Raw genomic sequence first — 13,152 nt, forward strand, 5'->3', positions numbered from 1 at the left:
GCCTCGGCCGCGGCGCGGGATCCTGCTCGGAAGGCTTGCTGCTGGTCATACGGGCGATGCTCCTGTCGTGCCCGCCCACAATATCTGATCAATTCGGGGCGTCTCACCCAACGATGTCAGAGAGGGTACTGGAAGCACTGCACGTCGTTCTCGGCCCCGGAGACCTCGGCGATCGACAGGATGTTGCCCGCCTGGTCATAGGTGTAGGTCTCGGACCGCTCAGTGCTCTCCGTACTGAGGGAGACGACGTCCATGGTGGAGAGGCGGTTGGTGCCCCGCTCCCAGTCGTTGCTGATCTCGGTGACCGGCGTGCCTTGGCCCTGGCTCAGCTCGAAGGTGTCGGGCCTGCCGAGGAAGTCGTAGGTGACGTCGGCTTCGTAGCCGGAGCCTGAGCCGAGGGTTTCGATGAGGCGTTGGGTCTCGTCGTACGTGTAGGACGTTGCCTGGCTGGGCAGGTCGCCTGCCGCGGGATGGGAGACGCCGCCCACCAAGTCGATGAACTCCAGATACGACGTACGCGACTCGTAGGTGCCGGCCAGGTGCCCCTCGGATTCGGGGATGGTGACCCGGCTGATGAGGGCCCTGTAGAGCGCGTCGTACTGGGGACTTCGTTGGTGTACGCCGCTCCGTTGTGGTAGCGGATGGACCGAGCGAGCTGGCCTTCGCTGCGGGAGACGGTGTCGTAGACCCACTGAGCGCGCAGTGTTCCGGTCGCGCTGCCTTCTCTGAGTTCGGTCTGTCGGCCGAGGCCGTCGTAGACGTAAGCGAGGGTGATGTCCCGCGCGTTGGTGCGGGTGGTGAGTTCACCGCGATCGTTGTAAGTGTTCTCTGTCTGGCCGGCGTCCGGGTCGGTGGTGGAGGTGGTGCGGCCGAGCTGGTCGTAGGTGTAGGTCCACCGGGTCCCGGCGGGGTCGGTGACCTCGGCAAGCTGGCCCGCCGGCGTGTAGGCGTAGCGCGTGGTGTCGTAGGCGGAGTCCGCGGAACGCGCGTGATGCTGGCGGAGTTCTGTTGTCTGGCCGCGGGCGTCAAGAAGTGTGGTCGTGGTGGTGGCGCCCACGGGCGGCACCGTAGTGGTGCTGTCGCCGTGGTAGCTGATACGGGTGTTGGCCAGCAGGTCGGTGCTCTCCCCGTTGCCCCTGAGATGCTGAGCCTCGGTTTCCCGGCCGAGAGCGTCGTAGGTGTGGCGGGTCTGGGATTCGACGTTGAGGGCGTTCTCGGGCAGGAAGATCGACCGTTCCGGCGGATCCTCGTTGTAGTAGGTCTCGAAGGTTCTGGCGACCAGCCCGCGGCCGTCGTAGAAGGTGTCCGTGAGGAGGCGGCCGCCTTCCGGCCCGGGTCGCTGCGACTGGCGCTCGCGCAGGAAACCGTCCATCAGCACGTGGGAGACCTGGTAACCGCCGTTGGTGTTCGGCGCGTACGTGGTGACCGCGACCGGCTGTTCCTCCTCGATGCGGTAGGTGAACTGGTAGGTCGCCTCGTCGATGGGCGCCCGGTCGGGCAGCCAGACGGCACTGGAGCGGCCCAGCGCGTCGTAGGCCAGGTTGGTGCTGCGGTTGTTGGTGTCCGTAATGCGGGTCGGCAGGCCACGTCTGACGTCATACGTGATGGTGGTCACCTGGGTGGAGGAGGCCAGGTTCGGGTTGGCGCGCGGTGTGGTCTGAGTGACGGTGGTGGCGTGTCCGGTGGTGGCGTTGTAGGCCGTGGTGGTGGTGCGGCCGTCCGTGCGGGGGGTGCGGGTGAGGGTGGAGCCGGTGACGGTGAGGTTGGCCGTGAGGTCGGTGGTGGTGAGCTGTCGGCCGTAGGCGTCGTAGGTGGCGCCGGATTCGAGGTAGGTGGCGGTGGTGCCATCGTGGTCTTTGAGGACGGCGGTGGCGGTGACGTTGCCGGCGGTGGGGGCCTGTCCGTGGCCACGGCCGTCATAGGCGTACCGCTCGTCGGCGATGACGTCGTCGGCGCGGTCGGGGATGGCGGTGCAGGCAACGGCGACGGTCTCGGTGCGGGCGGGCAGCGTGAGGAGGTTGGCGTCGGTGTTGGTGGCGTAGGTGGTGCGCGTGCACCGGTCGTCGTCGGAGATGGCGATGTCGGCGAGGTCGTTGACCTCGGTGACACGTCCCGCGACGGTGTCGAATTCGGTGTCGGTGCGGGTGGTGCGCCACTGACTGCCGCCGCCGTCGTCGAGTGAGGTCCAGGTGGTGGTGCGGGCGGTGCCGGTGAGGTCGGCGGTGATGGTGCCCCAGTCGCGGACGTCGCTGGCGGTCTCGTGATGCCAGGGCCGGGAAACGGTCTTCTCCAGGACGTTGCCGTCGACGCCGTCGTAGGTGACGGTGCGGTAGGCGAAGCCCTGGGTGGCGGGGTGGTCGGTGATCGGGTCGCCCTCTCCGGACGGGAGGGCGACGGACACGTCCTTGGTGCCGCCGTTCTCGTTGAGGCGGTCGCCGTCCATGCCGCGCAGGAAGTAGGTGTCTTCCTGGGTGACCAGACCATCCTCGCCCGTGCCGCCGGTCATCACCCGCACCTGGCCGTAACCTCGCCACTGCGACCAGGTCTTCTCCTCCTCGGGGACCAGGCCGTTGTCGTCGTCGAAGTGCCAGGCGGCGTCGCCCAGGTACTCATAGCGTGCGACCTGGTCGGGCGCCCCGCCGGTGCGGTCGGTGGCAATCACATCGGTGACGACGTATTTGTTGAACCACTCCAGATCCGGCGCAATGTCCACGCCGCCGCCGAGGTATTGCGGAAAGCAGCGGGTGGTGTTCGTCTCGGGAGTGGGAAGGCCGGAGTGGCTGCACGCCGGCTCGGAGTAGGTCACGTCGATCTGGCCGCCGTACTCGTCGGCGATGGTCGACAGGCGTTCCTTGATGAACGGCGCGTATCCGTCTCCGATCGCGTCCAGCCGGTTGGCGCGCTGAGTGTAGGTGAATGTCGTCTTCGGCAGGGTGACGGCCGGGGTGGCGGTGTGGCCAGTGTGCTGGATGCTGTCCAGCAGCAGTTGGTAGTCGACGTCCGCCATGCCCCAGCGGTGTTCCAGAGCCCAGGAGTCCACGTTCTCGTAGGCGCCGGAAACCAGAACCTGGGTGGTGACGCCCGTCAGCCGGTCGCGGGTCCAGAACGTCGGCGAGTAGCGGCCGGTATCGCAGTCGGTGCCTGCCTCGCAGTTCAGATCCCAGGGCGTGTCGTACCAGTAGAACTCGTTCGCATCGATGGACGAGGCCGCGCAGTCAACGCCATCCTGCGGGAGACACCGCGTGCCGCCGGTGAAGTCCACCCGCGCGAGAGCCTGGGCGCTGTAGACGGTGTCCTGCCGCAGCCCGTACTCGATGCGGTCCAGCGTGCCGCCGCGGGTGTAGCGGGCGTCGTCCGTCTCGTCCACGAAACGGCCGTAGGAGTTCTCCTCCTTGTCGTAGTAGTAGGCGATGGCGTTGCCGCGGGCGTCGACGACGTAGTCCAGGTTCCAGCGCCAGGCCTGGGTGCAGGAGGAGGCGGCGACGGTGGCGGCGTGGCAGGGTTCGCCCGAGTCGTTGCCGTAGACGGGGACGGTCCAGGTGGAGTCGGTGGTCTCCTTGCCCGAGGTCCAGCCGGGCAGCCGGTGGTAGCCGAAGTAGTACCGGGTGCCGTCGGGGGTGGTCATCTCCCAGTACTCGTTGTTGTTGTCGCCGTTGGCCCGGTCGTCGGAGGTGTGGTGGCGGATGCGGGTGCCGTCGTCCTGCTGGAACTTCCACTCGCCCTCCCCGGCCGGGACCAGCTCACCGGCCTGGCCGTTGAAGGAGACGAAGGCGTTGTCGTACTCCCAGCACAGGTCGCCGACCTTCTGCCCGTCGGCGTTCTCCACCCCTTCCTCCGCGCAGGACTGGTACTTCCGCTCGATGTAGCCGGGCCACAGGTCGAAGCCGTCGCCCACCCAGGACGCCTGGTTGTTCGTGCCCCCGGTCTGGCCGTCGATCGACCCGGAGGAGTACGACAGCCCCACGTTCGGGGTCAGGCCGCCGGGCACGTCCGGCACCGGCATGTCGTACGACCAGGTGAAGTCACCGGTGTTCAGGCCGACATCCCAGGTCGAGGACGAGGACAGCTCGGTCGCGGTGTAGTCACTCTCCACGCTCTCCTCGTCGGCCACCGCCGCCAGCACAATCGGGCCCGAGGCGGACAGGGCGATGCCCTCGGTGCTCAGCATCTGCGTCTCGGTGTCGTTGTGCGCTTCCAGCGGCAGCGAGGTGCTGCATTCGGCGGCCTCCGGTGTCTCGAGCACGCAGGCCGGCAGCTGGTGGAAGGTGAGCCGTGAACCGTAGCCGCCGCCAAAGGCGCCCGCGAAGTCGCTGTAGTCCAGGGTCACGTCGACCGCGCCGGCATCCGAGCCGGGTGCCGGGCTGAGGGTGAGGAGCACGCCGTTGACCCGTGCGGCTTCCGTGGCGTCGCGGTCCAGGACAGCGACGTTCGCGGTCACGTCCGTGCCGTCCGAAGCGGACCGGAGCCGCACGGGCAGATCGCCCACCTGGCGCGCTGTCGCCATGTCGCCGGGGCCCAGTTCGACCCTGGCCTCTGCTGCCCTGGGCCAGGTCGCACGCGGGTCTTCCTCAGGCACGCGAGGAGCGTCTTCGACCGGGCGTGGCTGTACTGGCAGCCCATCGCTACCCGCGACAGGCTGCGCGGTCGCCGCGTCTCCGGAACGGTCGCCACCCTGCGTGGACGTATGCGACGGCGACGCCGCCTGTAGCAGTGATGTCGCCATCAGCGCGGCCAGGGCCAGACCCAGCCGCGCCCGCCACCTGGTCACCGTGCGTCCGTGTGCTCTGCCGCTCATGGGCGTTCTCAATCCCTCACTGTTTGAGGCTCATCCCGGTGTGGACACGCTGGGTTGGATCAACGGGGGTTGGGGATCTCCGTTGGAGCGTCGCTCCATAGCGTGGAGAGCAGGGCCACCTGGCTGGGACTGAGCTTTCCCTGGAAGGCCCACAGGTCGTCGATGGCTCCGGGCCAGTACTCGGTCCATGCCGAGTTGGAGCGGCTCCGCCCCACCTGTAGCGAGTGCCTCGCCCGGAAGGACAGCACGTTGTCGCTCCAGGACAGGCCCCCGCAGGGGTCGTCCAGCTCTTCGTGACAGGTGTCTTCGATCCGCTGCCCGTTCACGTACAGCTCCACCTCCCGGCGGAACCCGTCGTAGACGATCGCTACGTGATTCCAGTCCAGGACGTCGTAGTACCGGGGATTGGTCACGCTCACCACCGACGCCGATGCCGAATCCGCGTCCGGGACGGTGATCTCCCACTGCCCCCAGCCGGGCGCCTCCGAGGAAGGCAGGAATCGGACGGCGAAGGCACTGCGTTGCTGCCCGGCGGCGCTGAACAGCGTGACCCCCTCCTCGGGCATCGCCGCGGCCTGCACCCAGCCCGCGACGGTGAAGCTGGCGGTGGTGTCGACCGGCACCGTGGTGGTCTGCGCGTAGTCGTCCACGCCATCCAGGACCAAGGCGCCGGAGTCGATCCACCCCGGGCCGACGGCCGCGCCGCCGCCCAGCGTCAGCGAATTGCCGGGCCGTGAGGAATCCGGGGTAGTGACCGGCGAGGTGCCCTGAGTTCCCTCGAACTGCCAGCGGCCGGTGATCAGAGGGCGCTGCTCATAGAGCTGCCGCACCTCCTCAGCCGTGATGACACGGTCGTAGAAGCGGACGTCATCCAAGAGGCCCTTCATGTGATTGCGGATGCCGTCAGGGGAGTCGGAGGCGCCGAGCATGACGGGACCGGTCGCGTTCCAGCGGTAGGTGTAGGGCTGAGAGCCGACCAGTTCGCCGTTGATGTATAGCTGCAGTCGCTGGCCATCCATGTCGTGCACGCCGACAACGTGGCTCCACGTGCCGAGACCCAGCCCCGGGCAGGCGAGCTCGCCTTCCAAGCAAGGGTTGTGGATCACTTCGACGTTGGGAGCGTCCGGCTCATCCGCCGTGGCCCGCAGGAACGACCAGCCGCCGCCGTTGGGCCGGTGATAAAGCGAGAAACCCCGGCGTTCCAGACCACCTTGTGTGGCAGCCGTCATATACACGTTCTCCTTGCCGGCCGGCAGCCAGGCCCACAGAGAGACAGCGAAAGACTGATGCGTGTCCAGCACCGGCTGAGTGGTCGCCGCGTAACCAGTGGAGCCGTCAAAGGACAAGGCGCCGGCCTGAATGCCGGTGACACCGGCCTCGGCACCGCCCTGCAACTGGGCTCGGGTCTGCTGACTGCGGCCCTGGACCGAGGTGGCATCCGCCGGCTCCTCCATGGCCCAGACGGCCACGGCCGGGCGTCCGCCTTCCGTGATGTCCTCGTGAGCACTCACTTGGGCGATCTGCGCGGCACTCAGGCCGTAGTCGTAGAACCGGACCTCGTCCAGATCGCCGGAGAAGAAGGAGCCCGGGCCGTCAGCGCCGTTCATGGCCGCGCCCAGCGTGGTGGCGCCGCGTGCCTCCCACGGGGGAACGGTCCAGGGCGCCGTGCCGGCCAGTCCCCCGTTGATGTACAGCAGTAGCCGGCTGCTGACGTTGTCGAAAACACCTGCCACGTGAGTCCACTCACCGGCCGCCGCGGGCTCGCCCTGCCGGGCCTCGAGGATCAAGGGGTTGGAGTCGCTGTTGGTCCGGGCAAAGGACCAGCCGGTGGCCGGGTCGGCAGAGATCCGAAAGGCCCAGGCATTTGTCCCGCTTTGGGAGACGGCGGTGCCCCGGGAAGTCACTCCGGCGTCGGGCAGGCGGGCCCAGAGGGACACGGTGAAGCTCTTCGAGGTGTCCAGCACCGGGAGTTTCGCCGTTGCATGCCCACCCTGACCGTCCAGACGCAGGCCGTCACCGCGAACGCCCTCCGCTCCAGGTGTCGCGCCGCCTGCCAGGGCTGCGCTCCAGGGTTCTCCTTCCCCCGTCACCGCCGGGACCCCGGCATCCTCGTTTAGGTCCCACACCATCCGCTCCGGCTCACCGGCACGGACCATGAAGTCGTACGTGCGGATCTCCGATGCGTTGTTCGCGGCATCGAGGGAGCGGACGGTGATGTAGTTGTCGCCCGGCTCCTGCGGAAGGACCTGAACAGTCCGTGCCGCGCCGCCCGAGGTGTTCACGGTGTTGGCGGCCAACGGATCGCTGTTGATCCCGTACTGGTAGGCGACCACATCGGAGTCCGGTGCGTCGAAGGTGAAGCTGCCGTACTTCCCCATCCCGTCATGCCAAGGATCGTTGGGATCATCCGGATTCGCCTCCGGATACTGCGGTGAAGACACCGCGGGAGCCTGAGGACGAGTCGGGTCGTAGATGAACGCACAGCGCTCCGCCGAGCCGTCGGAAGACCAAGGCGAATAGGAATGGCCGTCGTAGGCCCGGGCGAACCACTCCACCCGCCGATTGGTGGGGATGTTCGACGGCAAGAACATTTCGAAGAGAGACCCTGAGGTCTTCGAGACGGTTGTGGCCCGCCAGCGCATGATGTTGCCCTGGCCGTCCCCGGTGTCCCAGCGGGCACCGAACTCCACCCGGACGTTCTCACCGTCCGGATCGGTCACATCCCGGGCTGTGATCCGGCCCCGGGTACCGACGTAGGCCGGGCTGGAGGGGGGCTTGCAGACGCCGCCGTACTCCATCGACAACTGAGAGGTCCGGATCTGTGTGGGCCGGCGGTTGTAGGTCACGCTCAGGTAAGCGCGCTCTGAGAAACGCTTCCAGGTCAACGGGTCGTCCTCACTCGTGGCCCGCATACCCAGGGTGAGCGTGGACGCCCCGTTGGCCACCGACTCCCGCACCGCGGCAGTGACGTTGAACTCTGCATCCTTAGCGGCACAACCGTCCCAGCCATGGGCGAAGGAGCGGGTGTCCAGGTGCTCCGCCCAGAAGCCCGGCGTGTTCTGAGTGTCCCAAGTGGTTTGGGAGTTGATCGTCCAGGTCCGCCACAACTGCACCTCACGCGCCGTGCAGGAGGCCGAGTAGACATTGCCGACCGAGAACCGCGCCGAAATCACTTCCGTGCCCGCGAAGTGGGACACGGGCATGCGGTAGAACAGACGCTTGAGGTCGTTGGGCTTGCAGTAGTCCCAACCGCAGTAGCCCAGGCCCGCGTTGTTCTCACCGTTGAACATCCACTGCGGGCTGTCATGCCAGTACCGCGAGGCCATGGTCCACGCCGTCGCCCGCGGCGTATGCGTCTGGGGATCGATGTACACCGGGAACTCAGTGTCCGCACCGTGCAGGATTCCCGCATCCGGCGTCAGCACCAGCGCCTCGTCGGTGACCTCGACGCCCACACGAGCCTGCCGAGGCGAACTGGCGGCGTCGACCTCCGCCAGGCCGCTGGCCCCGTCCGCCGCGGGCGCGGGGCCCGAGCCGGAATCCCACATCATCGGCGCCGGGGCCTCGAAGACCGGCGAACCGGCGCCCTCGTCGACGGCCTCCAGCCCGCCCTCGGCAGTGGCCTCCATCGTCAGCCCCTGGGTCTCCAACCCCAGTGTCAACTCCGCCAGTTGCGGGCTGCGCGCCGCCTCCGGCGTGTGCACCACCAGCAGTTGGGTGTAGCCGTCCACCTGCGCCCCCATACGCAGATCGACATCCGGCAGCACGTCCTCGTAAACCGCCGTCGAGCCGTCCAGCGTCGGCGCGGGCAACGTCCCCGGCCAGTACACCTCCAGGCTCCGGCCGGCCCGCACCATCCGCACCAGCGGCGCATCCGCGCCCCCACCGGAGAACGCCATATCGACCGTCGTCACGCCGGGCCCCACCATGCCGTCCTCACGCGCCGCCAGGCCGGTGTCGACGTCCTGCCACTCCCCATCGACTCGCGCCCGCACGGGACGCAGATACTCGCGCGCCTCGAAACTGCCGTCCGGGGTGGCGAATACGTCCCGGCTCTCGCCGCGCAGCGACAGAACCTCCACGGACTCACCCGTGCGGGCCGCCTCGGTCAGAGCCTCGTCCTCGGAGAAGGCACCCCCGGCCTCGGTCACCGCCTCGCTTCCGGAGGAACTCGATTCACCGCCCCCGGCGCCCTCCGGCGTTGCCAAAGCCGGCTGTGCCCCACTCAGCAGCCCTGCCCCGAGGACCACAACCAGCGCAGCCGCCAGCCCACCACGGACTCCTGCCCCCATCACGCCCTCCCCTGGCCACACGACACCCACGTGCCACACGCAGACCGGAAGGAACTGTAAAGACCCTTCGCACGCCCGTCCACACCGCCAAAACGGGCAACACTGCCTCAAGTACCCTGCACTGTCGGAACGTTGCTTTCGGGAACCCCGGACTCCAGGCCAACGAGAGACGAGGGCGGGGAACATGCGCCGGCAAGCAGCCACGTCGGGGCCCGCATTCGCCGCAGGCCCGGGCACGGGCCCGCCCGGTGCCACTCAGCCCCGAGGATCTGACCGCAGGACCCACCGAACGGCCCTGCGACCTGCGCCTCGCCGAACTGTCCACCTGGCTCGCCGGCGGCGGACCCGCAGACGGCCGCCGGCCGGTGCATGCCGGTGGCGTCAACACGCTTCAGATGGCCGACGGTTCGGTGCTGATCGGCGCCGACACGTTCCCCGGGGACGTGGCGCGCCTGGCCGCCGAGTCGTATCCGTTCGTGCTCGTCGGCAAGCGGGATGGGCCCAGCGCCCGGGTGTCCGCCACCACCGCCGACCTCGCGGCCGGCACTGCGGCCGTCGTCACCGCGCTGGACGGCGACCCGACGGCCCCCGCCGGGATGACCGAACTACGCGTGCCCCGCCCGCGAGTTGGGCCGGGAGGCGGTGCGCCTGCTGCTCCGCCTCCTGGCCGAACCGGGCTCCGGCCCGCTCCGCACCGTGCTCTCGTGCACGCTGCACGAGGGCGACGCACTGGGCCCGCCGCCGACAGAACGCGCCTAGGATCGGCGGTATGTTCACCGAGGAACGGCGCCGGCGGGTGCGGGCGGGCCTGCTGGAGCGGGCGCGGGCGGACGGCCGTGTGGTCGGGGCCGCGCTGACCGGCTCGGCCGCCCGGGACGCCGAGGACCGGTGGTCGGACATCGACCTCTTCCTCGGCGTCGACGACGCCGTGCCGGTCGCCGAAGTCCTGGCCGACTGGAGCGAGTTCGCCTATGGCGAGCTGGGCGCCCTGCACCACTTCGACCTCTCGGCCGATCCCGCCGTGTACCGCGCCTTTCTCCTCGGCGACCTGCTGGAGGTCGATCTCGGCTTCGCGCCGGCCGCCGCGTTCGGCCAGGTGGGGGACGGGGCGTTCCGCGTCGTCTTCGGCGAGGCGGTGGCCCGCCGGCCGGCGGGCGCCGACCCCGCCCATCTCGTCGGCCTCGCCTGGCACCACGTGCTGCACGCCCGGGTCGCCGTCGAGCGCGGCGCGTGGTGGCAGGCGGAGCACTGGATCAGCGGCGTCCGCGACCACACCCTGGCGCTGGCCTGTGTGCGGCTCGGCCACCCGGCCGCGCACGCCAAGGGAGCCGACCGGCTGCCGCCGGACATCACCGGCCCGCTCGCCGAGGCGCTGGTCCGGAGACTCGACGCGGCCGAACTCACCCGCGCCCTCGGCGCCGCCACCCGCGCCCTGCTCGCCGAGCTCGCCGCCGGCGACCCGGGGGCGGCGCGCGTTCTGGAACGGCCCCTGCTCGCCCTGGCGTTCGGCACGGAGTTCAGCGCAGGGCGATGACGTTGCCGGTCACCAGGGCGGCTTCCTCCGACGCGAGGAACACGATGATCTCCGCGACCTCGGCCGAATCGGCGACATGGAAGTGCGTGGCGCTGGAGGCGACGAACCGGCGCACCTCGTCCGTGACCCAGCCGGTGTCGGTCACCGGCGGGTGCACCACGTTCGCGGTGATGCCCAGGCCGACCAGCTCGGCGGCGGCGGACAGCGTGTAGTTGGTCTGGGCGGCCTTCGCGGCGCCGTAGGAGACCTCGCCGGGGAAGCCGAGGTCGCCGCCCGACGTCAGGCCCACGATCCGCCCCCAGTCACCGCCCCGGGCGCGGTGGCGCCGGGCCAGCTCGCCGATCAGCAGCGCGGGGGCCATCGCGTCCACCGCGAACTGCCGGGACCAGGTCTGGGCGGAGACCGGGCGCAGCGGCCGGCCGAACTGGTCGGCCGGGTCCGGGGTGAAGGTGTCCTGGACCCAGCCCGAGGCGTTGTTGATCAGGATGTCCACCGGCCCGAGGCGCTCCTCGGCCAGGTCGAAGAGGACGCCGGGGATGGCGGGGTCGCTGAGGTCCGCCTCGAACGCCGTCGCGCGCCCGCCGGACCGGGTGATCTCCTGGGCCACGTCCTCGCCGGTGGCGGCCCGGTCGCGCCGGTAGCGCTCCTCGGTGTCCGCCTCCTCCGGCCCGTCCAGCCGGAGGTAGGTGCACAGGACCGCGACGCCGCGCCGGGCGAGGGCTCTCGCCGTCGCCGCCCCGATTCCCTGGTTCGCTCCGGTCACAAGGGCGACATGGCTGGTCCCTGGCAGTTGAGGCATACCGCCAGTCCTAGCAAACGAGGGCGGCGGCGGGAAACGGATATCCGCGGCGCGGCGGCTGCCGGCCGCCGCGCCGCGGGGGTCAGCCGGTCATGTCGTCGCCACGCAGGAGCCGAGGCGTGGGGTCGACCAGTCCCCGTTGGCCATCACGGTGAAGCCGAAGCTGGTCGAGGCTCCGGCCGCGAGACTGCCGTTGCCGTTGGGCCTCATGGTCATCACGTTTCCGCTGCTGTCCCAGCTTGGCGTTCCGTTCCAGGTCGCGGAGATGTCCTGGACGGAGTTGACGGTGACGGTCACCGTCCAGCTACGGATGGCCGAACTGCCCGCTCTCACGGTGACCTGGCCGTTGAAGCGGTCACCCCAGCGGTTGGTCTCCTGATACGTCACCGAGCAGGCGCCGGTGCCGGGGTTGCCGCCGCCGGGCGTGCCGCCGAGGGCGGCCAGCACCGCGTCATAGGCGGGCTTCTTGTTGTAGTTCCCGTCGAACAGCAGCGGGGTGCCGCTGGCGCGCCACGAGTACTTGTCGGTCACGCCCCACACGGTGATGCCGGTGCAGCGCGAGACGGCCAGGCAGGCGTTCACCACCCTGCGGTAGTTGTCCGCCTGCGCGGTGCCGGAGCCCTCGATGTCCAGCTCGGTGATCTGCACGTCCACGCCGAGGTCGGCGAAGCGCTGGAGGTTCTGCTGGTAGTCGCTGGGCACCGGCGACTGGCTGTTGAAGTGCGACTGGAAGCCGACGCAGTCGATGGGCACACCGCGCTGCTTGAAGTCGCGCACCATGTTGTAGACGGCGTTGCTCTTCGCGTTGATGCCGTCGGTGTTGTAGTCGTTGTAGCAGAGCTTGGCGTTCGGGTCGGCGGCCCGGGCGGTGCGGAACGCCTCCTCGATGAAGCCGTTGCCCAGCCGGTCCTGGAACGGCGAGCTGCGCCGCGCTCCGCTGCTGCCGTCCTGGAACGCCTCGTTGACCACGTCCCAGGAGTGGATCTGGCCGCGGTAGTGGCCCATGACCTGGTTGATGTGGTTGTTCATCGCGCTGCGCAGGTTGTTGGCGTCCAGCCCGCCCACCCAGCTCGGGAGCTGGGAGTGCCACACCAGGGTGTGGCCGCGGACCATCATGTTCTGGCTGCGCGCGTGGCTGACGATCCGGTCCGCGTTGGCGTAGTTGAACGAGTTGCGGGACGGCTCCAGGGCGTCCCACTTCATCTCGTTCTCGGGCGTGACGCTGTTGAACTCCCGGTTCAGCGTGGCCACATAGTCGGGCTCGCTGAGGCGGTTCGCGGCGACGGCGGTGCCGAAGTACCGCCCCTTCTCGGCCGCCGCGGCGCCGAGGGTGCTGGCCGCGTTGGCCGTGCCGGACATGGTGACGAGCCCGGTCGCGGTGAGCACGCCGATCGCGCCCAGGGCCGCCACCCGGTGCATTAACGTCCGCCACCGCGGGCGTTTCCGCCCGCGCGAGGAATCACTGAACATTGCTGCCCCTTCTGTCAGGGAATGGGACGGACGCACGAGTCCATCCGCTATGTGGTGATCTGCCGCGGCTCCAGGGATGCGCCGCCCCGGCAACGATCGAGGGGGAGTATCCGCCCGGCGGGGGTGGTCGTCAATGAGTTCTTCCGGAAAATTTCCGAGCCAACTCCCCGCTCTTACGGTGCACTTGACCGGCGTTGACCTGCGGAATGAAGGGCCCTGAGCAGGGCTTTATTCGCCATCGGAGAGAGACGGCCGAGTGTAC

Annotated in this window: 6 protein-coding genes; 1 reads left to right on the forward strand and 5 read right to left on the reverse strand. The window is 69.2% G+C overall.

Annotation, left to right across the window (positions count from 1 at the left end; all coding sequences use genetic code 11):
• Positions 1-116: 116 nt before the first annotated feature.
• The 3 genes from RM590_RS25270 to RM590_RS25280 form a co-directional block, all read right to left on the reverse strand.
• Positions 117-254, reverse strand: coding sequence for a hypothetical protein (locus RM590_RS25270; protein WP_311707009.1), 138 nt, complete (start codon positions 252-254; stop codon positions 117-119).
• A gap of 71 nt (positions 255-325) precedes the next feature.
• The gene (locus RM590_RS25275) at positions 326-4,576 is read right to left on the reverse strand and encodes a hypothetical protein (RefSeq protein WP_311707010.1); all 4,251 of its coding nucleotides are present in this window, start codon (positions 4,574-4,576) and stop codon (positions 326-328) included.
• Positions 4,577-4,854: 278 nt separating this feature from the next.
• Positions 4,855-8,946: a LamG-like jellyroll fold domain-containing protein gene (locus RM590_RS25280; RefSeq protein WP_311707011.1), complete on the reverse strand. Its 4,092-nt coding sequence runs from the start codon at positions 8,944-8,946 to the stop codon at positions 4,855-4,857.
• Between the two features lie 910 nt (positions 8,947-9,856).
• Here RM590_RS25280 and RM590_RS25285 point away from each other — a divergent pair.
• A complete protein-coding gene (locus RM590_RS25285; RefSeq protein WP_311707012.1) occupies positions 9,857-10,621 on the forward strand; it encodes a nucleotidyltransferase domain-containing protein in 765 nt (254 codons plus the stop codon).
• Here RM590_RS25285 and RM590_RS25290 read toward each other — a convergent pair.
• Positions 10,605-11,420 (reverse strand): SDR family oxidoreductase, encoded by an 816-nt coding sequence (locus tag RM590_RS25290; protein ID WP_311707013.1) that lies wholly within the window; start codon positions 11,418-11,420, stop codon positions 10,605-10,607. The two genes, RM590_RS25285 and RM590_RS25290, sit on opposite strands and share 17 nt — an antisense overlap.
• Before the next feature lie 90 nt (positions 11,421-11,510).
• The gene (locus tag RM590_RS25295) at positions 11,511-12,839 is read right to left on the reverse strand and encodes an endo-1,4-beta-xylanase (protein ID WP_311707014.1); all 1,329 of its coding nucleotides are present in this window, start codon (positions 12,837-12,839) and stop codon (positions 11,511-11,513) included.
• Positions 12,840-13,152 lie beyond the last annotated feature (313 nt).

It is taken from the genome of Streptomyces litchfieldiae, assembly GCF_031845365.1.
Taxonomy (GTDB): domain Bacteria; phylum Actinomycetota; class Actinomycetes; order Streptomycetales; family Streptomycetaceae; genus Streptomyces; species Streptomyces litchfieldiae.

Bases quoted from the DNA above. Each gene is read 5' to 3' on its own strand.
- RM590_RS25290 (WP_311707013.1), bottom strand. From the start codon at position 11,420: ATGCCTCAACTGCCAGGGACCAGCCATGTCGCCCTTGTGACCGGAGCG.
- RM590_RS25295 (WP_311707014.1), bottom strand. From the start codon at position 12,839: ATGCACCGGGTGGCGGCCCTGGGCGCGATCGGCGTGCTCACCGCGACC.
- RM590_RS25270 (WP_311707009.1), bottom strand. From the start codon at position 254: ATGGACGTCGTCTCCCTCAGTACGGAGAGCACTGAGCGGTCCGAGACC.
- RM590_RS25285 (WP_311707012.1), top strand. From the start codon at position 9,857: ATGTTCACCGAGGAACGGCGCCGGCGGGTGCGGGCGGGCCTGCTGGAG.